The organism is Burkholderia sp. AW33-5 (assembly GCF_053427615.1).
In genome coordinates, this window is sequence record NZ_JBSAXA010000007.1 from 81947 (window position 1) to 106955 (window position 25009).

Sequence of the window (25009 nt, forward strand, 5' to 3'; positions counted from 1 at the left end):
CACCTTGCGCGCGTCAGTGGCTCGCCGCATCGGCCGGACCGTGATTCATCTTACCCTGATCGCCCCGCACCCGCTCGATGTGCGGATGCGCCCACGAGCCGGTGATCGTGTAGTCGAGCGCGAACGCGTGCGACAGCGTCTCCGACAGCGCGTAGTTCGCCGCCAGCACGCCGACGCCGAGCAGCGGATTGATGATCGCGGCCGCGATCGCGGCCGTGCCGGCGCCGATCTTCGGCGCGACGTGCGCGTGCAGGTCCTGCGTCTCGGTGCCGAGGTCGACCGCGCCGCGCACGGTCACGTTGGCCGGCGCAGTCGTCATCGAGAAGTCGTCGGTGCGTGCGATCCCGTTCGAGATCCGGCTGGTGCCCGTGATCTTGTCGAACGGCAGTCCCTTGCCGATCACGTCGCGGAAATTCAGCGTCAGGAAGCGCGCCAGACTCTGCAGGCTCAGCACGCCGAGCAGTTTCGCGGCGCCCGGATCGACCTTCAGGATCTGGCCGTGCTCCAGGTCGAGCGCGATCTGGCCGCCGAGCGACGGCAGATCGACCGCAGTCGGGCCGCCGCGCCAGCCGACCTTGCCGGTCACCGTGCCGTGGCCGTCCGCCAGCGTGCGCGGCAGGCCGACGAGGTCGAGCAGCGCGCCCGCGTTGCCGACGTCGAGCTTGAAGTCGAACACGCTGCGGCGCGGCGCATCGTTCTCGTCGACGCCGCGGGCCAGCGCGCGGCGCGACGTGCGCCAGTTGCCGGTCGCCGTCAGCTTCGCGGCCGGGTTCGCCAGCTCGAGCTTGTCGAGCTGCCACACCGGCGCGCCGTCTTCCTCGATGTTGCGCGCATTGACGACGAGCCGGCCGATGTCGTGATCGCGTGCGACGACCTGGTCGACGATCAGGTCGACCGACGGCATCGGCCGGTCGGTCGGCGTCGGCAGGTTCATCGCGCGGCCGACGAGGTCGTGCTGCGCGCTCTGCGGAATCACGAGCTTCGCGAGCCGCGCATTCAGCACGCCCGCGCCGTTGTGGCCGCCGCCCGGCGCCCACGACAGGTAGCCGGAGACCTGGTTCGACGCGATGTTCGCCTGCCACAGCTCGTCGATGTGCGACGCGCCGATGATCACGTTTTCCCAGTTGCGCTTGAGCAGCTTCAGCGTGCCGAAGTGGAGCGCGAAGCGCTTCGGCGTGAAGCTCGCGACGTCGATGCGCGGCGCGGTTTGCGGTTCCGGCGCGCGCGGCGCGTCGTGCTGCAGCGTGCGGGCCAGCGCGAGCCAGGCGTCGGCATCGAGTTCGTCGACGTCGACGGCGGCGCTCACGCCGTCCTGCGGCAGGTCGGGCATCCGGTGGATGCCCATCGCGCCGCGCACCGCGCGCAGCGGCTGGCCGGGCGTCGCGTCGAGCAGGTAGGTCGCGGCCACGGGGCCGAGCGTCAGGTCGGCATGCTCGAGGCGCTTGCCGCCCGCCTGGGCGGCCGGCTGCAGCGTGAAGCGGAACGGCATCGGCGTGCCGGCCGGTTTCGCGAACGGCGCCGGGAAGTTGAGCGCGACGCCCGTCAGGTCGGAACGCGCGGTGACCGCCGGCAGACGGCCCGGCGCGCCGCGCACGGCGAGCTGGTACGGTGCGTCGCCGACCACGTGCTCGAGCAGCGCCGCGGCCGTGCCGCGCAGGTTCAGGCCGCGCGCGGCGTCGAGCGCGAGCTTGCCGTCGACGTCCACCGCGTACGGGCCGTGCGACTGGAAGTTGCCGTTCGCACGCACCGGGCCGCCGAGGAAGCGCCCCGACAGGCCCTGCAGCGACGCGCCGGTCTCGGAAAAACGCACGCTGCCGCGCAGCGCGGACAGCGGCGGCACGCCATCGGCCGACAGCGTGTTGCCGCCGAACGCGAGTGCGCCTTCGACATGGGTATGCGGATGCGGAACGTGTTGCGGAATCGTGATCTTGAGCGCGAGCGCCGCGGGCCCCTGCGCATCGATCCGCCGGCCGATGTGCCCGCTCATCGCGCCGAGCGAGCTGTTGTCGGCGTAGTCGATCAGGTCCGCGAGCGGGCCTTGCGCATGGCCGTCGATGATGAGCGGCGACTTCGACGGGTTGCCGAGATCGTCGATCCGGCCGGCAACCTTCGTCAGCGCGACGTGTTTGTAGTGCGCGCGCGCGATGTCGAAATGCAGCTTGTTCTGCGCGAGCTCGAACACGCCGTCGATCCCGTCGAGTGCGGGCCAGACGCTCGGCGTGCCGTTCGCGAGCTTGCGCGGCGGGTACGGCGTCGGCTCGAAGCGCCCGCCGGTGAACGGCGCGACGATATGGAACACGCCGGCGTCCGGCTCGTGTTCGAACGGGAATTTCTCGAGCGGGCCGCGGGCGACGATCGACGCGCCCTTGGTCACCTGGCCGTCCTGCAGCGCATGGCCGAGATAGTCGCGCAGGTGCTCGGACATCCCGGTCGGCAGGTAGCGCGGAATGCGCGCCACCGACGCGCGCGCGAAATCCGCGCGCAGGTCGAGCGAGCCGCGGCCGTGGCCGGGGTTCGTGTACGAGCCCGACACCGCGATTTCCGCATCCGGGTTCGCGACGAACAGGTCGGGCAGCGTCACGTCGACGCGCGCGTGCTTTTCGCCCGGCGCCGGCGTGATCACCCATTTCGCGTTGCCGCGCAGCCGGTCGAAGGTGAGGCGCGGCTCGTCGAATTCGCCCGGCACCGTGACCGCCGCGTTGACGGTATCGAAGTGCGCGGCGCCGCCCGTCTCGTTCGCGTCGACGCGGCCCCACAGGTTCTCGACGCCCGGCCAGCCGGCGCGCGGATGGCCGCGCGGCGAGAGGCCGGGAGGCGGCTCCTGCGCGGCGAAGCTGATGCCCTGCAGGTCGCCGAGGAAGCGGTAGCGGACGATCGGCGCGGCGCCGGTGCGACGCTCTTCGTCGGCGAGCTCGGCCCGCGCCGGCTTCGCGCGTTCGACCTCGATGTGATAGTTCGACACCATTCCGCGCGGGTCGAGCTTGATCAGTTCGTTGCGCAGCCGCGCCGGCAGCGGCAGCCCGCGGATGAACTCGCTGAGGATGCCGAGATCGACGCGGTCGCCGACGACGCTCAGCAACTGCCCCTGGTCGGCGGCCGGCACGCGGTAGCGGGCGGTCAGCGTCGACAGCGCGAGCGAGCGGGCGAGCGGCGTGCCGTCCGGCAGCGGCGGCTGGCCGAGCTCCGCGTTGAAGCGCGTCAGGTGCAGCGTGTAGTCGCGGCCGGTGTCGAGCGCCATGTCCCAGCCGAAGCCGACCGTCGGCACGTCGAGGCGCGGCTGGGTCGGCCGCACGCGCAGCACGACGTCGGCGCCCTGCAGGTCGCCGCCGGCGGAGCGCAGGTGGCCGTTCTCGAAAGTCGCCCAGATCGCGTTGTCGATCCGGCCCGCGTGCATCGTGAGCGGGATGTCGAGATAGCGGCCGAGCGTCTGCAGGTCGACGGGGCCGGTCGACAGATATGCGTCGCCGGTCCAGTTCGTCGGCTTGCCGATCGGCGCGAGCGGCTTGTGCCGGAAGCGCGCGCGGAAATCGAGCGGACCGAGCAGCAGGGTGCCGTTCGCGGGCGCCTGCAGCGCGGCCTTGTGCTCGCGGCCGTGGTTGAGCACCGCGAGGCGGATGCCGGACAGCGCGAGCTCCGGTGCGTCGTGCTGCGCGTCGCGCCAGCGCAGCGTGCCGTTGCGCAGCACGATCGCTTCCTGCTTCAGCAGCCAGGTGCTGAACGTGTCGTTGCCGCCATGGGTGGTCGCGACGCCGACGCCCGCGATGCTCAGCGAGCCGTCGGCCGCGCGCGCGACGACGAGGTCCGGATGGTCGACGATCAGGCTCGACAGCGCGGGCGACAGCCGTAGCAGCGACATCCACGACAACGCGGCCGTCGCGTGCGGGACCGACAGCGCGATCTGGCCGTCACGGCCGCGAATGGTGAGGTTGGCGACTTCGACGCCCGGCTGCATGCCGGACCAGTGGGGGGACAGTTTGCCGATCGAAAGCTGCGCGTGGAGCTTGTCGGACACCGCGCGCTCGATGCGCGGGCGAAATTCGTCGATGCGCGGCAGCACCACGTAGCGCAGCCCGAGGAACGCGCCGGCCGCGACGAAGTACGTGCCGATCCCGACCGCCAGCGTCACCCTGAACACGCGACGCAGGACTGGATGATCGTGCTTCGGAGGTCCCGCTTCGGGCTCAGCTAAGGCGGATTCCTGACGGTCGGACATGCGGCGGAAGGGCGGCGATATGGTAGTTTTGCAGACTGACGTTGAAATGTATCACAGGGGTTCGTGCCGGCGGCCGTTGCGGCGGCGCGGCACGGGCTTTCCGGCGCGCGGTTTTCGCGGCGGCGCATCCGCGTCGCGACACCGCGCCGAGTCCACGGGGCCTGTCGGCGGCGGGGCGCGCAAGCGTTCTCCCGCGGCGGCGGGCCTTACCGCCAAGCCCGCTTTTCGATGACCGACGCTTTCGCCCTGATCAGCCCGTCCTACTCCCGCTATATCGCCCGCGCGGTGGCCGCGCGTCCCGCGCTGTCCAACCAGATCGCCGCGTGGGCCGCCGCGCCGCTCGCCCGCGCGCAGCTCGACGCGCGCCTGACCGAACTGCTCGCTTCGCCGGCCGGCGCGGCCGCGCCGGGCGACGAGCAACTGAAGCGCGCGCTGCGGCAGTTGCGTGTCGAGGTGTTCGGCGCGGTCGCGGAGCGCGACCTGCGGGGCGTCGCGAATGTCGCCGAGGTGACGTCCGCGATGACCGATCTCGCCGAGGTGGCCGTGCAGCGCTCGCTCGCGCTGCTGTCGGCCGAACTCGAGGCGATGTACGGCGAGCCGCGCGGCGCCGACGGCCAGCGCGTCGTGCTGGGCGTGGTCGGGATGGGCAAGCTCGGCGGCCGCGAGCTGAACGTGTCGTCCGACATCGACCTGATCTTCGTCTACGAGGACGACGGCGAGACGGCCGGCGGCACGCGCTCGCCGCTGTCCACCCAGGAATACTTCACGCGGCTCGGCCGGCGCCTGATCGGCGTGCTGTCCGAAGTCACGGCCGACGGCTACGTGTTTCGCGTCGACATGCGGCTGCGCCCGAACGGCGATTCGGGGCCGCTCGTGTGCAGCCTCGGGATGCTCGAGGAATATTTCTACGTGCAGGGGCGCGAATGGGAGCGCTACGCGTGGATCAAGGGGCGGCTCGTGTCGGAAGGCGACAGCGACGCGGCGCGGCGGCTCGAGTCGCAGCTCGAATCGATCGTCAAGCCGTTCGTGTACCGCCGCTATCTCGACTTCGGCGTGATCGGCGCGATCCGTTCGCTGCACCAGCAGATTCGCCAGGAAGCCGCGCGCCGCGCGTCGATGCGGCCCGACAAGGCCGACGACATCAAGCTCGGGCGCGGCGGGATCCGCGAGATCGAATTCAGCGCGCAGGTGTTCCAGCTGATCCGCGGCGGCCAGGATGCGGAATTCCGCGTGCGGCCGACGCTGGCGGTGCTGCGCCATGCGCAGGCGCGCGGGCTGATCGGCGAGGACGTGCGCGAGCGCCTGACCGACGCCTACAACTTCCTGCGCACGCTCGAGCATCGGCTGCAGTACCGCGACGACGCGCAGACGCACGCGATGCCGGTCGATCCGAACGAGCGCGCGGCGTTGGCCGCGTCGCTCGGCTTTGCCGACTACGCGGCGCTGATGACGGTGCTCGACGGCTACCGCACCTTCGTCGAGGCGCAGTTCGACCAGATCTTTGCCGACAAGGCGAACGGCGGCCCCTGCGCGGCGGGCGAGGACACCACCGCATCGTGGATCTGGAGCGGGGCGCTCGCCGACGACGGCGAAGACGACACGCTGCGCGCGCGCCTCGACGGCCTCGGCTTCAGCGATCCGGCGACCGTGCTCGCGCGGCTGCGCGCGATCTGGCAGTCGTCGCGCTACGCGGGCCTGCCGGAAAAGAGCCGGCAACGCTTCGACAGCGTTGCGCAGCGCGCGCTCGAGGCCGCGCCGCGGATCGACGCCGCGCGCCGCGACGACACCATCGTGCGGCTGTTCGACCTGCTCGAGACGGTCAGCCGGCGCGGCGTCTATCTCGCGCTGCTGACCGAGTATCCGGCCGCGCTCGATCGCGTGCTGTCGGTGCTCGGCGCGACGCGCTGGGGCGGCGGCTACCTGATCCGTCATCCACAACTGCTCGACGAACTGCTCGACGACGAAGCGATCGCGAGCCCGTTCGACTGGCCGGCGTTCAAGGACGCATTGCGTGCGCGCCTGGCGGCCGCCGACGGCCCCGAGCAGCAGATGGACCTGCTGCGGCATGCGCAGCACGCGGAGGTGTTCCGCATCCTGCTGATCGATCTGGCGGGCCAGCTGTCGGTCGAGCACGTGAGCGATCGTCTGTCGGAGCTCGCCGACGCGGTGCTCGACGTGACGATCGAGGTGGTCTGGTCGCAGCTCGCGAAGCGCCACCGCGACGTGCCGAAGTTCGCGGTGATCGCGTACGGCAAGCTCGGCGGCAAGGAGCTTGGCTACGCGTCGGATCTCGACCTGATCTTCCTGTACGACGACCCCGACGAGCGCTCGGCGGACGTCTACACGACCTTCACGCGACGGCTGATCACGTGGCTCACGACCGCGACCGGCGCGGGCGCGCTGTTCGACATCGACCTGCGGCTGCGGCCGAACGGCGAGGCCGGACTGCTCGTGACCGATCTCGACGCGTTCCGCCGCTACCAGCTGCGCGAGGGAGACGCCGCGAACACCGCGTGGGTGTGGGAGCACCAGGCGCTGACGCGTGCTCGCTACAGCGCGGGCGACACGCAGATCGGCGCGGACTTCGAGGCGATCCGCCAGCAGGTGCTGACGACGCCGCGCGACGGGGCGGTGCTCGCGAAGGAGATCGTCGACATGCGCGGCAAGGTGTTCGCCGGCCACCCGAACCAGACGGACCTGTTCGACCTGAAGCACGATCGCGGCGGGATGGTCGACATCGAATTCATCGTCCAGTACTGGGTGCTGCTGCATGCGTCGAGCGATGCCGAGCTGATCCGCAACACCGGCAATATCGCACTGCTGCGCGAGGTGGCCCGGTTCGGGCTGATGGGCGAGGACGAAGCCGAACGTGTCGGCGCCGCGTACCGCAAGTACCGGAAGCTGCAGCACAAGCTGCGGCTCGACGGGATGGAAAAGGCGCGGGTCGATCCGGCGCTGGTGGCCGACGAACGGGCGGCCGTGACGGCGTTGTGGGAGCGGGTGTTCGGCGCGGTCGAAACGGGTGTTTGAGTCGGGCGTTCGAATCGAGCGTTCGGATTATCGGGGCAGGGCGGGCGCGATCGGGCGGCCGCTGCTGCCGATGAAACAAGACCGGCGCATGCACCGGTCTTGTTTCATTCGCGACCCGGGTGCCCGCGTCAGGCCGCCAGCATTTCCTTCGCGTGCTTGCGCGTCGTCGCGGTGATCTCGAGCCCACCGAGCATGCGGGCGACTTCCTCGACCCGGCTCGCCTTGTCGAGCGGGACGACCGACGAGACGGTGCCGCCGCGGTCGTCGGCACCCTTCGCGACCTGGAAGTGATGGTCGCCGCGCGCGGCGACCTGCGGCAGGTGCGTCACGCACAGTACCTGGCGGTCACGCCCGAGCTGATGCAGCAGGCGGCCGACCACCTCGGCGACGCCGCCGCCGATGCCCGTGTCGACTTCGTCGAAAATCAGCGTCGGCGTCGGGCTGGCGGCGCTCGCGATCACAGCGAGCGCAAGGCTGATCCGTGCGAGTTCGCCGCCCGACGCGACTTTCGCGAGCGGCCGCAGCGGCACGCCGGGGTGTCCGGCGACCCGGAATTCGACCTGCTCGAGCCCGTGCGGGCCGCCGTCGGCGAGCGGCACGAGCGCGACTTCGAAGCTGCCGCCTGCCATCGACAGTTCCTGCATGCCCGCCGTGACGGCCGTGCCGAGCGCCTTCGCGGCCTGCGCGCGCGCCTTCGACAGGTGTTTCGCGTCGGTGAGATAGGCTTCCCATGCCTTGGCCTGCGCGGCTTCGAGCGCGCCGAGATCGGCGGCTGCGTCTAGCGCGGCGAGCTGCGCGCGGCGTGCCGCATGTTCCTCGTGCAGCGTGTCGGGCGGCAGCCGGAACTTGCGGGCGGTCGAGTGCAGCGCGTCGAGGCGCGTCTCGACCTGCGCGAGCCGGGCCGGGTCGAGATCGAGGCGCTGCGCGTAGTGCGACAGCGAATAGACGGCTTCCTGCAGCTGGATCTCGGCCGGTTCGAGCGATGCGAGCGCGTCGCCGAGCCCCGAGTCGTAGTCGGCCAGGCTGCGCAGTTTCGACACGATCGCGCCGAGCTGCGGGAGCATCGCGTCGTCGGCCTCGGACAGCGCGTTGAGCGCACCCTGCACGCCGGCGATCAGGTTCGCCGAATGCGACAGGCGCTTGTGCTCGCTGCCGACTTCGTCCCATTCGCCCGGTTGCGGTGCGAGCTTGTCGAGCTCGGCGAGCTGCCATGCGAGCTTCTCGCGTTCGAGCTGCAGTTCGCGCTCGTGCGCCTTCGCGGCGTCGATCGCCTGCGTCGCGTCGCGCCAGACGCGCCACGCGCGTGCGACGTTCGCGGCATCGGCGACGAGCCCCGCGTGCGTATCGAACAGCTCGCGCTGCGCATCGGGGCGCATCAGCAACTGGTGCGCGTGCTGGCCGTGGATGTCGACCAGCATCTCGCCGAGCTCGCGCAACTGCGCGAGCGTCGCGCTGGTGCCGTTGATGAATGCGCGCGAGCGGCCGTTCGCGTCGATCACGCGGCGCAGCATCACGGTGTCCTCGGCGTCGAACGCGTGTTCGTCGAGCCAGCGCGCGACGCGGTCGTGCGGCGTGAATTCGGCGGTGATGTCGGCGCGGCCGCAGCCGGCGCGCACGACGCTCGCGTCGGCGCGTTCGCCGAGCGCGAGGGCGAGGGCATCGATCAGGATCGATTTGCCGGCGCCGGTTTCGCCGGAAAAGACGGTGAAGCCGCTGTCGAATTCGAGATCGAGCGCGGCGACGATGACGAAGTCGCGAATCGAGAGGTGGCGAAGCATGGTGTCGGGCTCGGGTGCGTCAGGACGCCTTGTCGTCTTCGTTCGATGCGTGTTCGTTCCAGTGCAGCTTCTTGCGCAGCGTCGCGTAATAGCTGTAGCCGACCGGGTGCAGGAACGGCACCGTGTGCTTCGAGCGGCGCACCTCGATCGTGTCGTTCAGCTCCAGTGCGGTAAACGACTGCATGTCGAAGTTCACGTTGACGTCGCGGCCGCCGACGATCTGGATCGCGATCTTCGAATCGTCGGGCAGCACGATCGGCCGGTTCGACAGCGCATGCGGCGCGATCGGCACGAGCACGATGCCCTGGAGTTGCGGGTGCAGGATCGGCCCGGCCGACGACAGCGCGTACGCGGTCGAGCCAGTCGGCGTGGCGACGATCAGGCCGTCCGAACGCTGGTTGTACATGTACCGGCCGTCGACCGACGCACGCAATTCGACCATCCCGGAAAAGCCGCTGCGGTTCACGACGACGTCGTTGAACGCGAGTGCGTGGTAGATCGGTTCGCCGTCGCGCACGATCCGGGCCTCGAGCAGCGAGCGCTCCTCGCGCTCGAACTTGCCCGACAGGATCACCGGGACGCGCGCCTGCATGTCGGCCGCCGCGATGTCCGTGATGAAGCCGAGCCGCCCGTGGTTGATCCCGATCAGCGGTGTCTTGTACGGCGCGAGCTGGCGGCCGATGCCGAGCATCGTGCCGTCGCCGCCGAGCACGACCGCCACGTCCGCGCGCGCGCCGATTTCCGCCGGAGTGAGCGCCGGATAGCCGGAGATGCCGATCTCGCGCGCGGTTTCGGCTTCGAACACGACCTCGAAGCCGAGCTTCGCGATACAGCCAGCCAGCGTGGCGAGCGGCTCGGCGATGCCGGGCGTGTTGCTCCGGCCCACGAGCGCGACAGTATTGAACTGATTACCGGTTTTCATGCCGGCATTACACCATAGCTCGTTGACGAAAAGAACCGGCTGTGTGAAGACGGGGCCGGATCGGTCAGCCCGCGCGACAGTGGCCGCGGCCACTCGCCGTGCTCGCGCGGTTGCGCTAAAATTTTCCACCATGCTAGATCCTCGCGCACGAACCCTCCTGAAAACCCTGATCGAACGGTATATCGCCGACGGTCAGCCGGTCGGCTCGCGCACGTTGTCCCGTTACTCGGGGCTCGAGCTGAGCCCGGCAACGATCCGCAACGTGATGTCCGACCTGGAGGAGCTCGGCCTCGTGTCGAGCCCACACACGTCGGCCGGCCGCGTGCCGACGCCGCGCGGCTATCGCCTGTTCGTCGACACGATGCTGACGGTCGAGGCGCCGATCGATGCCGAGGCCGTCGCGCGCCAGGTGCAGAACACGCTGCAGGCCGGCGAACCGCAGCAGCGGGTGGTGGCCGCCGCGGCGAGCGTGCTGTCCAACCTTTCGCAGTTCGCGGGTGTCGTGCTGACGCCGCGCCGCAGCCACGTGTTCAAGCAGATCGAGTTCATGCGGCTGTCGGACAAGCGCATCCTGCTGATCATCGTCACGCCCGAGGGCGACGTGCAGAACCGGATGCTCGCGACGCCGCGCGACTATTCGCCGTCGCAGCTCACCGAGGCGTCCAACTACATCAATGCGCATTTCGCCGGGCTGTCGTTCGACGAGGTGCGCCGCCGCCTGCGTGACGAGATCGACCAGCTGCGCGGCGACATGACCACGCTGATGCATGCGGCCGTGACGGCCAGCACCGAGGTGCCCGACACCGAGGACACCGTGCTCATTTCCGGCGAGCGCAACCTGCTCGAAGTGGCGGATCTGTCGTCCGACATGGCGCGGCTGCGCAAGCTGTTCGACGTGTTTGACCAAAAGACGGGCCTCCTGCAATTGCTCGACGTGTCGAGCCACGCCCAGGGCGTGCAGATCTTCATCGGCGGCGAATCGACGCTGGTGCCGATCGAGGAAATGAGCGTCGTGACCGCACCCTACGAGGTGAACGGCCAGATCGTCGGCACGCTCGGCGTGATCGGCCCGACCCGCATGGCGTACAACCGCGTGATCCCGATCGTCGACATCACCGCGCGGCTGCTGTCGCTCACGCTGAGCCAGCAATAACCCGAACCGATACCGTTCCGCCATCGTGCCGCGACGCCGCGTGCGCCGCCAGTCGGCCGAACGGCCAGCCGACCCGAGCGAGGCGGCCCGCTATAATTGAGGGCCGTCCGACTGCGTGCCCCGAGCACGTTCCTGCCCATGCGTTTCGATCTTGAACCGCCTTCGAGCGTTGCGGCCGCCCATCGCATCGGCGTGCTGCTGATCAATCTCGGCACGCCCGACGCTCCGACGCCGCGCGCGGTGCGGCGCTATCTGGCCGAATTCCTGTCGGATCCCCGCGTCGTCGAAATCCCGCAGGTCGTCTGGCAGGTGCTGCTGCGCACGCTGATCCTGCCGCTGCGCGGCCGCGCGTCCGCGAAGAAATATGCGGCCGTCTGGATGCCCGAGGGCTCGCCGCTGCGCGTGTATACCGAGCGCCAGACCGAAGGCGTGCGCCACCTGCTCGCATCGAACGACTACCAGGTGACGGTCGACTATGCGATGCGCTACGGCAGCCCGGGCATTGCGCAGGCACTCGCGCAGTTCAAGCGCGCGGGCGTCGAGCGCGTGCTGCTGATGCCGATGTATCCGCAATATTCGGCGTCCACCACCGCGACCGCGTTCGATGCCGCATTCGCCGCGCTCGCGCGGATGCGCAACCAGCCGGAAGTGCGCACGGTGCGGCAATATGCCGACCATCCCGCCTACATCCATGCGCTCGCCGAGCAGGTGCGCCAGTACTGGGCGCAGCACGGCCGGCCCGACTTCGCGGCCGGCGACAAGCTCGTGCTGAGCTTTCACGGGGTGCCGAAACGCACGCTCGACCTGGGCGACCCCTATCATGAACAGTGCCAGCAGACGGGCGCGCTGCTGATGGCCGCGCTCGGGCTGTCGACGCTCGAGTGCCGCGTGACGTTCCAGTCACGCTTCGGCAAGGCCGAGTGGCTGCAGCCGTACACGGCGCCGACGCTGCGCGAACTCGGTGAGGCCGGCGTGCGGCGAGCGGACGTGTTCTGTCCCGGTTTTACGGCCGATTGTCTGGAGACGATCGAGGAGATCGGGATGGAGGTACGCGACGAATTCATCGCGGGCGGCGGTCAGGCCTTCCACCGGATTCCGTGCCTGAACGGCGCGCCCGCGTGGATCGGCGCGGTGGGCGAGATCGTCGCCGAGAATCTGCAGGGCTGGCCGGTGAAGGCCGCGCAGCCCGAAACGGTGAGTTGAGCGCGATGAACTACAAGATTTCGACGGAACCCGGTGCGAAGCTGCGCATCGACAAATGGCTATGGGCAGCGCGCTTCTTCAAGACGCGCTCGCTCGCGTCCGACGCGGTCGACAAGGGCCACGTGAAGATCGGCGGCGCGGCGGTCAAGCCGGCGAAGGACGTGCGCGTCGGCGACGAGGTCGAGATTGCGATCGACGGTGTCGTCTGGCACATTGCCGTGCTGGGCATTTGCGACGTGCGCGGGCCCGCGAGCATCGCGCAGACGCTTTACGAGGAAACGGAAGCGGGGCGCGTCGCGCGGCTCGCCGAACTGGAGCGGCGCCGCACGTATCGCGAGCCGGCGGCGGAACTGCACGGCCGGCCGACCAAGCGCGACCGGCGCATCATCGACAGATTTTCTGGTGGGAGCTGAACATCTGGTCGAACGTCGCCCGCGCGCTTCCGTATTCGGTCGTGCGGTCGGTCACGGCTCCGGACAGGCAGATGGTGGTGGTGCCGGCAATCAGTACCAGCGCGACCACCGATATGGCAAAGGTCAGTTTCACGGTACTCGCCTCGATGGGACGGTGAATGCAGCGCCAGGTGGATGTCAGGCGGCGGTAAGCTAGGGTAAACGCGCTTTCTCGACGCTTGAGTGGAGTGTAGTGCAGCCCCCTGTGCCGGGCTAGTACTTGCCTGGTAAGCGTTGTTACAGGCCGTTTCGTCCAATCTGGCGACAAATGCGCGCAATCGGGCGACGCGCAGCGCGGTTGTTTCGCGGTATTGGCGAATGCCGGCGAATAACCCTCTTGAAATCGCAGTTTTCGCCCTTATTTGCACCAACAATGTGCGGTGCCGCCGGCATACGGTCCGGCGGTTGCCGATTTGGCTTCAACCTCTAATCGACTTTCAGCGACATGGAAAACACGCAAGAGAACCCGTCTACCCAATCGGCCGAAGACATCGGCAGCGAGAAGCAGGCGGCGCAAGGCGCTGCTCCCGCCGCCGAAGCAGCCGACGCGGCGCTCGCGGAGGCTCAAGCCAAGGTCGCCGAGCTGCAGGAGAGCTTCCTCCGGGCGAAGGCCGAGACCGAGAACGTCCGCCGCCGTGCGCAGGAAGATGTCTCGAAGGCGCACAAGTTTGCGATCGAAGGCTTCGCGGAGCACCTGCTGCCCGTGCTGGACAGCCTCGAGGCCGCCGTCAGCGACACGTCCGGCGACATCACGAAGGTGCGCGAAGGCGTCGAGCTGACGCTGCGCCAGTTGACGAGCGCGCTCGAGAAGGGCCGCGTCGTCGCGATCAACCCGGTCGGCGAGAAGTTCGATCCGCACCAGCACCAGGCGATTTCGATGGTGCCGGCCGATCAGGAGCCGAATACCGTCGTGACCGTCCTCCAAAAGGGCTACACGATCGCGGACCGCGTGCTGCGCCCGGCGCTCGTCACGGTCGCCCAGCCGAAGTAAGGCTGCCGCGATGGTTCCCGCCGGCGTCGATCCGGCCGCGTTCGAAGCGTTCGACATGCAGGCGCTGGCGGCCGACACGTTCGACGCCGGGATCGCCGGCGCCGGCGATGCGCTCGCGGTGATGTTCTTCTGGGGCGTCGACTGCTTCAACTGCGAGATCGCGAAGAAGGCGATGCTCGCCCAGCCGGACGCGATCCGCGCGCTGGACCTGAAGTGGTTCCATTGCAACGTGTACGAACATCATGAGCTGGGGCGCCGCTTCGGCCTGCACGGCGTGCCGACGTGGGTCTTTTTCCACCGCGGCAAGCGGCTCGGCCGCGCGACCGGCTGGCATGGCCTCGCGCAGTTCCAGGCGGCGGTGTCGGCGGCGCGCGCGAAGATCGCAGCGGCGGCCGGCGCGCCGTCGGACCGCGACGATGGTCCGCACGATCCAGCTACCGGCGTCGATTGAAAAAATTTAATATCCGCATCGCTCGGCGGGTCTTGAAAACGGATCGGCCGGACGCATTTCGGGAACAGAGTTGAATTCTGGCGCGCGAAACTGCCCAAAAACGCGGGGTTTCGCGCAGCAAACAGGCATTTCTGGAGATTAGGAAAAATGGGAAAGATCATCGGTATTGACCTCGGCACCACGAACTCGTGCGTCGCCATCATGGAAGGCAACCAGGTCAAGGTCATCGAGAACTCGGAAGGCACGCGCACGACGCCGTCGATCATCGCCTACATGGACGACAACGAAGTGCTCGTCGGCGCACCGGCCAAGCGTCAGTCCGTGACCAACCCGAAGAACACGCTGTTCGCGGTGAAGCGCCTGATCGGCCGCCGTTTCGAAGAGAAGGAAGTCCAGAAGGACATCGGCCTGATGCCGTACGCGATCATCAAGGCCGACAACGGCGACGCATGGGTCGAAGCGCACGGCGAGAAGCTGGCGCCGCCGCAGGTTTCGGCGGAAGTGCTGCGCAAGATGAAGAAGACGGCCGAAGACTACCTCGGCGAGCCGGTCACGGAAGCCGTGATCACGGTGCCGGCATACTTCAACGACAGCCAGCGTCAGGCAACCAAGGACGCCGGTCGTATCGCGGGCCTCGAAGTCAAGCGGATCATCAACGAGCCGACGGCGGCCGCGCTCGCGTTCGGCCTCGACAAGGCCGAGAAGGGCGACCGCAAGATCGCCGTGTATGACCTCGGCGGCGGCACGTTCGACGTGTCGATCATCGAGATCGCGGACGTCGACGGCGAAATGCAGTTCGAAGTGCTGTCGACCAACGGCGACACGTTCCTCGGCGGCGAGGACTTCGACCAGCGCATCATCGATTACATCATCGGCGAGTTCAAGAAGGAGCAGGGCGTCGACCTGTCGAAGGACGTGCTCGCGCTGCAGCGCCTGAAGGAAGCCGCTGAAAAGGCGAAGATCGAGCTGTCGTCGAGCCAGCAGACCGAAATCAACCTGCCGTACATCACGGCAGACGCATCGGGTCCGAAGCACTTGAACCTGAAGATCACCCGCGCGAAGCTGGAAGCGCTGGTCGAGGATCTGGTCGAGCGCACGATCGAACCGTGCCGCATCGCGATCAAGGACGCCGGTGTCAAGGTGTCGGACATCGACGACGTGATCCTGGTCGGCGGCCAGACCCGCATGCCGAAGGTGCAGGAGAAGGTGAAGGAGTTCTTCGGCAAGGATCCGCGCCGTGACGTGAACCCGGACGAAGCCGTCGCAGTCGGCGCGGCGATCCAGGGCCAGGTCCTGTCGGGCGACCGCAAGGACGTCCTGCTGCTCGACGTGACCCCGCTGTCGCTCGGCATCGAGACGCTCGGCGGCGTGATGACGAAGATGATCAACAAGAACACGACGATCCCGACGAAGCACGCACAGGTGTATTCGACGGCGGACGACAACCAGTCGGCCGTGACGATCAAGGTGTTCCAGGGCGAACGCGAGATGGCGGCAGGCAACAAGCTGCTCGGCGAGTTCAACCTCGAAGGCATCCCGCCGTCGCCGCGCGGCGTGCCGCAGATCGAAGTGACCTTCGACATCGACGCGAACGGCATCCTGCACGTCGGCGCGAAGGACAAGGCGACCGGCAAGGAAAACAAGATCACGATCAAGGCGAACTCGGGCCTGTCCGACGCTGAAATCGACCAGATGATCAAGGACGCGGAAGCGAACGCAGCGGAAGACCACAAGCTGCGCGAGCTGGCCGATTCGCGCAACCAGGGCGACGCGCTGGTCCACAGCACGAAGAAGGCGCTCACCGAGTACGGCGACAAGCTGGACGCGGGCGAGAAGGAAAAGATCGAAGCGGCGCTGAAGTCGCTCGAGGACGTGCTGAAGGATACGTCGGCCGACAAGGCGGCGATCGACGCGAAGGTCGAGGAACTCGGTCAGGCTTCGCAGAAGCTCGGCGAAAAGATGTACGCCGACATGCAGGCGCAGCAGGCCGGTGCGGCCGGCGCGGCGGGTGCAGCGGAAGGCGCGGCCCACGCGGGCGGTGCGCAGCAGGCTGCGGACGACGTCGTCGACGCCGAGTTCAAGGAAGTGAAGAAGGACTAAGCCGGGTTGCCATGGCACCGCACGCCGCGCGCGACACGCGCGCGGCGCGGCTGAACAGCGGTCTGTCTTTCCTTCCGGATGGCCGGATCGACTCCACGCCTGGCGGGCTTCGCGGCCCTCCGGGCACATTTGTTTTTTGGCGGGTGCTGCGCGAGCCGTCCGCGGACGGCGCAGCGCCAGACGAGTCGAGAGACTTTACTGCGGGCGAAAGGAGCCGCCGCGTGCGTGACGCGCGACGGCACAGCGAATCGATATGGCGAAACGGGATTACTACGAGGTTCTGGGCGTCGCGAAGAATGCGAGCGACGACGAAATCAAGAAGGCGTATCGCAAGCTTGCGATGAAGTATCACCCTGACCGCAATCCGGACAGCAAGGATGCGGAAGAGCATTTCAAGGAAGCGAAGGAAGCCTATGAAATGCTGTCGGACGACCAGAAGCGCGCGGCGTACGATCAGTACGGCCACGCGGGCGTCGATCCGAACATGGGTGGTGCGGGCGGACAGGGTTTCGGCGGCTTCGCGGATGCGTTCGGCGACATCTTCGGCGACATCTTCGGTCAGGCCGCGGGCGGTGCCGCGCGTGGCGGCCGCGGCGGTCCGCAGGTGTATCGCGGTGCCGACCTGCGCTACAGCATGGAAATCACGCTCGAGCAGGCCGCGCACGGCTACGACACGCAGATCCGCGTGCCGAGCTGGGTGTCGTGCGAAGTCTGTCACGGGTCGGGCGCGAAGCCCGGCACGAAGCCGGAAACCTGCCCGACTTGCCACGGCCAGGGCACGGTGCGCATGTCGCAGGGTTTCTTCAGCATCCAGCAGACCTGCCCGAAGTGTCACGGCACCGGCACCTACATTCCCGAACCGTGCGCGCACTGCCACGGGTCGGGCAAGGTGAAGGAAACCAAGACGCTCGAAGTGAAGATCCCGGCCGGCATCGACGACGGGATGCGGATCCGCTCGGCCGGCAACGGCGAGCCGGGCATCAACGGCGGGCCGCCGGGCGACCTGTACGTCGAGATCCACATCAAGCCGCACTCGGTGTTCGAGCGCGACGGCGACGATCTCCACTGCCAGATGCCGATTCCGTTCACGACCGCCGCACTCGGCGGCGAGATCGAGGTGCCGACGCTGGCCGGCCGTGCGACGTTCCCGGTGCCGGAAGGCACGCAGTCGGGCAAGACGTTCCGCCTGCGCGGCAAGGGGATCAAGGGTCTGCGTTCGAGCATCGCGGGCGATCTGTACGTACACGTGCAGGTCGAGACGCCCGTGAAGCTGACCGACCAGCAGCGCGACCTGCTCAAGCAGTTCGAGAAGTCGCTGGCCGAGGGCGGTGCGCGTCACAGCCCGCAGAGCAAGAGCTGGTTCGACCGGGTGAAGAGCTTCTTCGAGTAACGGCATGACTGAAGGCAACGAGAGCGCGTCGTTCGCGCTCTTGGACGATTGCGACTCGACCGCGTCCGCGCGGTCGAGTCGTTTGTATTCCGGTTTCGTGCGCGAACGCGTGTGCACGGATCCGGCACGGCTCGACGAGCTCGATGCGGCAGTGGCGCAGGATCTGCGCGACGGGCTGCATGCGGTCGTCGTCGGCGATTACGAATTCGGACGCAACCTCGAAAGAGCGCAGCCGGGCCATGCCCCGCTGCGCTTTTTGCTGTATGCGCGCTGCGAGCGCCTGTCGCGCGACGAAGTCGACGCGTGGCTCGCGCAGCAGGACGGCGGCGGCCCGCCGTCGATCGCGGGCGTCGCGCATGTCGCGAAGAGCGTGTCGCGCGACGCGTTCGACGCGGCGATCGCCGCGGTGCACGACGCGCTGCGCGCGGGCGATTCGTACCAGATCAACTACACGTACCGGCTGAATTTCGACATGTTCGGCACGCCGCTCGCGCTGTACCGGCGCCTGCGCGCGCGTCAGCCCGTGCGTTATGGCGCGCTGATCGCGCTGCCCGACGGTGCGTGGGTCGTGTCGTGCTCGCCGGAGCTGTTCGTCGAGAAGCACGGCGACGTGCTGCGCGCGCGGCCGATGAAAGGCACGGCGCCGCGCTCGGCCGATCCGCGCGACGACGCGGCGGCCGCCGCGTTCCTCGCGAACGATCCGAAGAACCGCGCGGAAAACGTGATGATCGTCGACCTGCTGCGCAACGACGTGTCGCGGATCGCGCGCACGGGCACGGTCAGGGTGCCGGCGCTGTTCTCGGTCGAGCCGTACGCGTCGGTATGGCAGATGACGTCGACGGTCGAGGCCGGCTGGCGCGACGGCACCACGTTCGCGCAGATGCTGCGCGCGCTGTTTCCGTGCGGATCGATCACCGGTGCGCCGAAGCACAAGACGATGGAACTGATCGACGCGATCGAATCGACGCCGCGCAGGCTCTATACGGGCGCGATCGGCTGGCTCGACGCACCGACGGAACGCGCATCGGCAGGCGATGCGTCGCCCGACGAGGCGGCCGGCTGCGGCGATTTCTGCCTGTCGGTCGCGATCCGGACGCTGACGCTCGAGCCGGTCGATGTCGATGCCGCCGCAACGATCGACACGCGTGACGCGGCAACGGCCGCCGCCGGCCGGCGGCGCGGCACGATGGGTGTTGGCGCGGGCATCGTGCTCGACAGCGTCGCCGCCGACGAATATGCGGAGTGCGAATTGAAAGCGCGATTCCTGACCGACGCCGATCCAGGCTTCCAGTTGTTCGAAACCACCGCCGCGACGCGTGCGGACGGCATCCGGCATCTCAAGCGCCATCTCGCGCGGCTGCAGCGCAGCGCGGATGCATTCGGCTTCCGCCTCGACGCCGATGCGTTGCGCCGCGAGATCGACGCGCGCTGCGCGGCGCTCGACGGCGACGGTCCGTACCGGATGAAGCTCGCGCTCGCGAAGGATGGCACGGTCGACATCACGGCCGCGACGCTGAAACCGCTGCCCGCCGGGCCGGTCGGCGTGATGCTCGCATCCGCGCACGGCTTCGCACCGACCCGCACGGACGACGCGCTGCTGCTGCACAAGACGACGCGCCGCGCCGAATACGACCGCGCATGGCAGGCGGCGGAGGCGCTTGGCGGCTTCGACATGCTGTTCGTCAACGAGCGCGGCGAGGTGACGGAAGGCGGGCGTTCGAACCTGTTCGTGAAGCTCGGCGGCCGGTGGGTGACCCCGCCGCTGTCGAGCGGCGTGCTGCCGGGCGTGATGCGCGGCGTGCTGCTCGACGACCGCACATTCGGCGCCGAGGAGCGCGTCGTCACGCTCGACGATCTGGCGCGCGCCGAGGCGCTGCTGCTGACCAATGCACTGCGCGGCGCGCTCGATGCGGTATTGAAATGACGCGATGAACGACGGGGCCGCGTGCCGGAAGAACCGGCACCGCTGACCTTCGGCAACACGGCATCCAAAGAAAAAGCGCGGCGCCCCGCAAAGGGTGCCGCGCTTTTTTCGTATCGAACGGGCGCCGGCCGCGCGTCAGAACGAGTGTTCAGGGCCCGGGAACGTGCCGTCCTTCACCGCGCTCACGTACGCCTCGACGGCCGCCTGGATGTTCGGCTGGCCCTGCATGAAATCCTTCACGAAACGCGGGCGCTTGCCGGGGAAAATACCGAGCATGTCGTGCAGCACCAGCACCTGGCCCGAGCATTCGAGGCCCGCGCCGATGCCGATCGTCGGGATCTTCAGCATGTGCGTGACTTCGGACGCGACGAGCGTCGGCACCGCTTCGAGCACCACGAGCTGCGCGCCCGCGTCCTCGACCGCGCGCGCATCGCGCAGCAGCTGCGCGGCGCCGGCTTCCGTGCGGCCCTGCACCTTGAAGCCGCCGAACGCGTGAACCGACTGCGGCGTGAGGCCGAGGTGCGCGCACACCGGCACCGAGCGTTCGACGAGGAAGCGGATCGTGTCGGCGAGCCATTCGCCGCCTTCGAGCTTGACCATCTGCGCGCCGGCGCGCATCAGCGAGACCGCGTTTGCGAACGCCTCTGCCGGCGTGCCGTACGTGCCGAACGGCAGATCGGCAACGACGAGCGCGCGCGGCTGCGCACGCGCGACGCATGCGGTGTGGTACGCGATGTCGTCGATCGACACGGGGAGCGTGGTGGTGTGGCCCTGCAGCACGTTGCCGAGCGAGTCGCCGATCAGCAGCACGTCGGTGCCGGCGCGATCGAGCAGCGCGGAAAAGCTCGCGTCGTAGCAGGTGAGCATCGCGATCTTCTCGCCGGCTTCGCGCATTGCCTGCAGCTTGGGCACAGTGACGGCAGGCCGGCTCGATTCCTGGAGATAGGTCATGGGAAATCCGGTTCGATGGGGGAGGAACGACGGGCGAGGACGCGTCAGCGCGCCGTTTCGCCCTTGACGAAGAATTCCTTGCGGCCGCGCATCGTGTCGATGCGCTCGATCAGCAGCGCGAGGTCTTCGGGGGAGTCTTGCGGGTTCAGGTGTTCGGCTGCGACCGTGAGCACCGGCGTGCGGTCGTAGTGATAGAAGAATTCGTTGTACGCATCGACCAGCGAGCGCAGGTACGCGTCGCTGATCTGCAGCTCCATCGGCAGCCCGCGCTTCTGGATGCGCGAGAACAGCACTTCGGGGCTCGCCTGCAGGTAGACGACGAGATCGGGCGCGGGGGCCTGCGGGACGTCGAGGTGCGTCGCGATCGACCGGTACAACTGCCATTCGTCTTCCGGCAGGTTCAGCCGCGCGAAGATGTCGTTCTTCTGCGGCATGAAATCGGCGACGACGGGCCGGCCCGTATCGAGCGCGCCGATCAGTTCGCGCGCCTGCTGCGCGCGCTGCAGCGCGAACGACAGCTGCGCGGGCAGCGCGTAGCGCGCGGTGTCGCGATAGAAGCGTTCGAGGAACGGGTTGTCCTGCGGGCGCTCGAGCAGCGTCTGCATCGACCAGCGCTCGGCGAACAGGCGCGCGAGCGTCGTCTTGCCGACGCCGATCGGCCCTTCGATCACCAGATAGCGATGCGGGGCGCGCAGGTCGGGCGCGGTGACGGTCAGCGGAGTGATGTTCATCGGCAGCGGTTCTTGTCGGCGTCAGCGCCGGCGGCAAGGGCCTTCTGCATCAGGCACTGACAGGTCTGCACCTTCTCGACGCGCTGATCCGCGACGGAGGCGAGGTACGCATCGGCGCGGCCGCGCGCGGGGATGTCGAGCGCGGGCTCGATCTCGACGAGCGGCACGAGCGCGAATGCGCGATCGGTGAGGCGCGGATGCGGGACGATCAGGTCGGGTTCGTCGATCGAATCCGTGCCGAACAGCAGAATGTCGAGGTCGAGCGTGCGCGGCGCGTTGCGATACGGGCGCTCGCGCCCGAAGTGATGTTCGATCTTCTGGCAGAGCGCGAGCAACTCACGGGCCGACAGCGTCGTGTCGAGCTTGACGACGCAATTGTAGTAATCGTCGCCGCCCGCTTCGAAGGGCGCCGTGCGATACAGGCTCGATTTGCCGAGGATCGAGATGGTGCGCTGCTGCGCGAGGCACACCACCGCGTCCTTCAGGGTCTGGCGCGCATCGCCGAGATTCGCCCCCAGTCCGATATATGCAACCGTCATGGCATCACTTCCTACGTCGTTCGCCGGCGAGCGCGTCAGTCGTCGGAACCGCCCGCGGTGTCCGGCGCCTGCTCGGCGGCGCCTTCGCCCGGCTTGCGATTTCGCGCACCGCCGCGGCGGCGCCGCTTGCGGGGCGATTTTTCCTTCGAGCCGCCCTGCGTGAGGAGTGCCTCGCGCGCGGCCGCGTCGCCTTCGATGAAATCCGTCCACCACTGTCCGACTTCCGCATCGAGCTCGCCGGATTCGCAGCGTAACAGGAGGAAATCATACCCCGCTCTAAACCTTTGGTGTTCCAGCAGCCGCATCGCGCTGCGGCCCGAGCGTTTTTCGAGGCGCAGCTGCAGGCCCCAGATCTCGCGCATGTCGGCCGAGTAGCGCTTGTGGATCGCGAGTTTCTCGGTCTGCATGTCGATCACGTCGTCCATCGCGCGATGGAGCGCCGGCACCGGGAATTCGCCTTCCGCCGAGTATTGCTCGAAGCGCTGGCGCATGTCGTGCCACAGCAGCGTCGCGAACAGGAAGCCCGGCGACACCGTCTTGCCGGCGCGCACGCGCGCGTCGGTGTTGTTCAGCGCGAGCGTGATGAACTTCTCGCCCTGCGGTTGTTCGAGCACGACGTCGAGGAGCGGCAGCAGCCCATGGTGCAGGCCTTCCTTGCGCAGCTGCTTCAGGCATGCGAGCGCGTGGCCCGACAGCAGCAGCTTCAGCATTTCGTCGAACAGGCGCGCGGCCGGCACGTTGTTGATCAGGTCGGCGAGCGCGTTGATCGGCTCGCGCGTGTGCGGCTCGATCTCGAAGCCGAGCTTCGCCGCGAAACGCACGACGCGCAGCATCCGCACCGGATCCTCGCGATAGCGCGTGGCTGGGTCGCCGATCATCCGCAGCAGACGGGCGCGCATGTCGGCCATCCCGTCGTGGTAGTCGAGCACCGTCTGCGTCGACGGGTCGTAATACATCGCGTTGATCGTGAAGTCGCGGCGCGCGGCGTCTTCGTGCTGTTCGCCCCACACGTTGTCGCGCAGCACGCGGCCGCTGGCGTCCACCGCATGCGTGCGGCGATCGAGTTCGTCGCGCTTCAGGCGCTTCGGCGGCTCGGCCGCGGCGGCTTCGGGCGGGGCGTCGACCAGGGCGCGGAACGTCGACACCTCGATCAGTTCCTGGCCGAACTGCACGTGGACGATCTGGAAGCGGCGGCCGATCAGGCGCGCGCGGCGGAACAGGCGCTGCACCTCGGTCGGCGTCGCGTCGGTCGCGACGTCGAAGTCCTTCGGTGCGATGCCGAGCAGCAGGTCGCGCACCGCGCCGCCGACGATGAACGCGCGAAAGCCCGCCTGCTGCAGCGTGTCGGTCACGCGTACGGCATTGCGCGAGATCAGCGACGGATCGATCTGATGCACGCTGGCCGGCACGACGGTCGGTTCGTGATTGCTGCGCGGCTTCCTGGCGGTGCTGCCGCGGCTACCCTTCGCGGGGCGCTGGGCAGGGGCCGTGTCGGCGGCGGGCGCCTCGACGGGCGACGTTTGTTCGGCGCCGTCCTGGCCGAGCAGCTTGCGAATGAATTTTTTGATCACGACGTTCAGAAGAGATCGAGGATGCGCCAGCCGCGGTCGCTTGCATGCGCACGCAGCGTGTCGTCGGGGTTGGTCGCGATCGGGTCGGTGACTTTCTCGAGCAACGGGATGTCGTTGTGCGAGTCGCTGTAGAAGTAGCTGTGTTCGAAGTCGTCCCAGTGCTTGCCGAGCGACGCGAGCCACGCTTCGGTGCGCACGATCTTGCCTTCGCGATAGCTCGGCGTGCCGGTCGGCCGGCCCGTGTACGGCGAGTCGGGGTGCCCGTCGGTCGTTTCGACCTCGCACGCGATCAGCGTGTCGACGCCGAACGCGGTCGCGATCGGACGCGTGATGAACTCGTTGGTCGCGGTCACGACGCAGCACAGGTCGCCGGCATCGATATGCTTGCGCACGAGTTCGAGCGCGGCGGGCGTCATCGCGGGGCGGATCACCTCGTGCATGTACTGCTCGTGCCATTCGGCGAGCTGCGCGCGCGAGTACTTCGCGAGCGGCGTGAGCATCGCGCACAGGTACGCATGGATGTCGAGCTTGCCGGCCTTGTAGTCGGCGAAGAACTGATCGTTCTGACGCGAGAAGCTTTCCGCGTCGACGATGCCGAGCTTCACCATGAAGCGGCCCCATTCGTGGTCGCTATCGGTCGGGATCAGCGTGTGATCGAGGTCAAAGAGTGCCAGATTAGTCATGGATGCGCATTTTACTCGAAGCGGTTCGGGCCTGTGCCCGGTGGTGCGATGTCGTCGCCGGGGCGGGCCAGCATCCGGCGCAGCAGGGGCAGCGTGACGGCGCGCTTCTGCTCGAGCGAGAAGCGGTCGAGCGCGTCGAGCAACGCCATCAGGCTCGGCATGTCGCGGCGGAAATGGGTCAGCAGGTAGGCGGCGATGTCGTCGGTGAGCGCGATCCCGCGCTCCTTCGCCGCGAGCTTCAGCACGGCGATCTTGCCGGCATCGGACGGCGGCGACAGGTGAAACACGAGCCCCCAGCCGAGGCGCGTGCGCAGATCCTCGCGCACGTCGAGCGCGAGCGGCGCCGCGGGGCCCGCCGCGACGAACGCGCTCGACGGGTGCGCGCGGACCTCGTTGAACAGGTTGAACAGCGCGACCTGCTGCGTGTCGCTCATCCGGTCGCAGTCGTCGATCGCGTAGATGCCGATGCGCGGGTCGAACGTGAATGCGCCGAGCGGGCTTTGCGGCGTCAGGTAGCGCGCGTAGCCGTACGACGCGTCGCTCACGAGCGCCTGCAGCAGGTGGGTGCGGCCGCTGCCGGGCTCGCCCCAGATATAGAACGACCGGTCCGGCACGGGCCCTGCCGCGAGCGCGAGGTCGAGCTTCTGGAGCCGCGAGATGAGCTCGTCGTTCTCTTCATTCATGATGAAGTTGTCGAACGTGGCGGGCGGCGGCGTGCCGAGATCGAGCGTCAGTTGACGGGACACAACAGTCACAATGCGGGTCGGTTGATGAAACGCGCGCCGTACGCCGGGCACGCGCGGGGGGCTGCTCCGGTGCCTGCACACGCGGCCGCACGCACGGCGGCGCGCGGGTTTCGGCGCGGCTCGCGTGGCGATGAAAACGGGGACGTGTCGACCAAGATGCAATCCCTGACGATTCGGTGCT

19 protein-coding genes are annotated in these 25009 nt (G+C 68.3%); 9 read left to right on the plus strand and 10 right to left on the minus strand.

Going from position 1 to position 25009, the window contains the following annotated elements:
* Window positions 1–13: 13 nt before the first annotated feature.
* Window positions 14–4213, minus strand: coding sequence for a YhdP family protein (locus ACV22V_RS14430; protein ID WP_448014301.1), 4200 nt, complete (start codon window positions 4211–4213; stop codon window positions 14–16).
* Window positions 4214–4441: 228 nt separating this feature from the next.
* On the opposite strand from ACV22V_RS14430, the gene glnE reads away from it, so the two are divergent.
* Window positions 4442–7243, plus strand: a complete 2802-nt coding sequence (gene glnE / locus ACV22V_RS14435) for a bifunctional [glutamate--ammonia ligase]-adenylyl-L-tyrosine phosphorylase/[glutamate--ammonia-ligase] adenylyltransferase (RefSeq protein ID WP_448014303.1) — start codon at window positions 4442–4444, stop codon at window positions 7241–7243.
* Window positions 7244–7371: 128 nt separating this feature from the next.
* Here glnE and recN read toward each other — a convergent pair whose 3' ends face one another.
* Together recN and ACV22V_RS14445 are read right to left on the minus strand one after the other, a co-directional pair.
* Window positions 7372–9021: a DNA repair protein RecN gene (recN, locus tag ACV22V_RS14440; protein ID WP_059535406.1), complete on the minus strand. Its 1650-nt coding sequence runs from the start codon at window positions 9019–9021 to the stop codon at window positions 7372–7374.
* A 19-nt stretch (window positions 9022–9040) separates the two neighbouring features.
* A complete protein-coding gene (locus tag ACV22V_RS14445) occupies window positions 9041–9943 on the minus strand; it encodes an NAD kinase (RefSeq protein ID WP_059535408.1) in 903 nt (300 codons plus the stop codon).
* Window positions 9944–10073: 130 nt separating this feature from the next.
* Between ACV22V_RS14445 and hrcA the strand changes: the two genes are divergently transcribed.
* The 3 genes from hrcA (at window position 10074) to ACV22V_RS14460 (ending at window position 12712) form a co-directional block, all read left to right on the plus strand.
* Window positions 10074–11096, plus strand: coding sequence for a heat-inducible transcriptional repressor HrcA (gene hrcA / locus ACV22V_RS14450; protein WP_011544637.1), 1023 nt, complete (start codon window positions 10074–10076; stop codon window positions 11094–11096).
* A gap of 138 nt (window positions 11097–11234) precedes the next feature.
* Complete coding sequence (hemH, locus tag ACV22V_RS14455) at window positions 11235–12299, plus strand: ferrochelatase (protein ID WP_059535410.1); 1065 nt, start codon at window positions 11235–11237, stop codon at window positions 12297–12299.
* A gap of 5 nt (window positions 12300–12304) precedes the next feature.
* On the plus strand, window positions 12305–12712 hold the full coding sequence (locus tag ACV22V_RS14460; protein ID WP_059535412.1) for an RNA-binding S4 domain-containing protein: 408 nt from the start codon (window positions 12305–12307) through the stop codon (window positions 12710–12712).
* Here the strand turns inward: ACV22V_RS14460 and ACV22V_RS14465 are convergent.
* Window positions 12684–12845: a hypothetical protein gene (locus tag ACV22V_RS14465; RefSeq protein ID WP_006476841.1), complete on the minus strand. Its 162-nt coding sequence runs from the start codon at window positions 12843–12845 to the stop codon at window positions 12684–12686. The genes ACV22V_RS14460 and ACV22V_RS14465 overlap by 29 nt on opposite strands.
* Before the next feature lie 351 nt (window positions 12846–13196).
* Between ACV22V_RS14465 and grpE the strand changes: the two genes are divergently transcribed.
* From grpE to ACV22V_RS14490, 5 genes are all read left to right on the plus strand, one after another.
* A complete protein-coding gene (gene grpE / locus ACV22V_RS14470) occupies window positions 13197–13742 on the plus strand; it encodes a nucleotide exchange factor GrpE (protein WP_448014306.1) in 546 nt (181 codons plus the stop codon).
* Window positions 13743–13752: 10 nt separating this feature from the next.
* Window positions 13753–14193 carry a thioredoxin family protein gene (locus ACV22V_RS14475; RefSeq protein ID WP_059535414.1) on the plus strand — a complete coding sequence of 147 codons (441 nt, stop codon included), beginning with the start codon at window positions 13753–13755 and terminating at the stop codon, window positions 14191–14193.
* 147 nt (window positions 14194–14340) lie between these two features.
* On the plus strand, window positions 14341–16293 hold the full coding sequence (gene dnaK, locus ACV22V_RS14480) for a molecular chaperone DnaK (RefSeq protein ID WP_059535415.1): 1953 nt from the start codon (window positions 14341–14343) through the stop codon (window positions 16291–16293).
* Window positions 16294–16546: 253 nt separating this feature from the next.
* Complete coding sequence (gene dnaJ / locus ACV22V_RS14485) at window positions 16547–17683, plus strand: molecular chaperone DnaJ (protein ID WP_059535417.1); 1137 nt, start codon at window positions 16547–16549, stop codon at window positions 17681–17683.
* 4 nt (window positions 17684–17687) lie between these two features.
* A complete protein-coding gene (locus ACV22V_RS14490) occupies window positions 17688–19607 on the plus strand; it encodes a chorismate-binding protein (protein ID WP_448014308.1) in 1920 nt (639 codons plus the stop codon).
* A 135-nt stretch (window positions 19608–19742) separates the two neighbouring features.
* Here ACV22V_RS14490 and panB read toward each other — a convergent pair whose 3' ends face one another.
* Genes panB through hda form a run of 6 tightly spaced genes read right to left on the minus strand, consistent with a single transcriptional unit; the run spans window position 19743 to window position 24828 of the window.
* Complete coding sequence (panB, locus tag ACV22V_RS14495; RefSeq protein WP_448014310.1) at window positions 19743–20558, minus strand: 3-methyl-2-oxobutanoate hydroxymethyltransferase; 816 nt, start codon at window positions 20556–20558, stop codon at window positions 19743–19745.
* Between the two features lie 44 nt (window positions 20559–20602).
* Window positions 20603–21289: a deoxynucleoside kinase gene (locus ACV22V_RS14500; RefSeq protein WP_448014311.1), complete on the minus strand. Its 687-nt coding sequence runs from the start codon at window positions 21287–21289 to the stop codon at window positions 20603–20605.
* The gene (gene folK / locus ACV22V_RS14505; protein ID WP_059535422.1) at window positions 21286–21828 is read right to left on the minus strand and encodes a 2-amino-4-hydroxy-6-hydroxymethyldihydropteridine diphosphokinase; all 543 of its coding nucleotides are present in this window, start codon (window positions 21826–21828) and stop codon (window positions 21286–21288) included. The genes ACV22V_RS14500 and folK overlap by 4 nt, the downstream gene beginning before the upstream one ends.
* Window positions 21829–21863: 35 nt before the next feature.
* Window positions 21864–23399 (minus strand): polynucleotide adenylyltransferase PcnB, encoded by a 1536-nt coding sequence (gene pcnB, locus ACV22V_RS14510; protein ID WP_059535424.1) that lies wholly within the window; start codon window positions 23397–23399, stop codon window positions 21864–21866.
* Window positions 23400–23404: 5 nt separating this feature from the next.
* Entirely contained in the window at window positions 23405–24082 is a 678-nt protein-coding gene (locus tag ACV22V_RS14515) for a histidinol-phosphatase (RefSeq protein ID WP_059535426.1), read from the minus strand.
* An 11-nt stretch (window positions 24083–24093) separates the two neighbouring features.
* The gene (gene hda, locus ACV22V_RS14520) at window positions 24094–24828 is read right to left on the minus strand and encodes a DnaA regulatory inactivator Hda (protein ID WP_006760485.1); all 735 of its coding nucleotides are present in this window, start codon (window positions 24826–24828) and stop codon (window positions 24094–24096) included.
* Window positions 24829–25009: the final 181 nt, after the last annotated feature.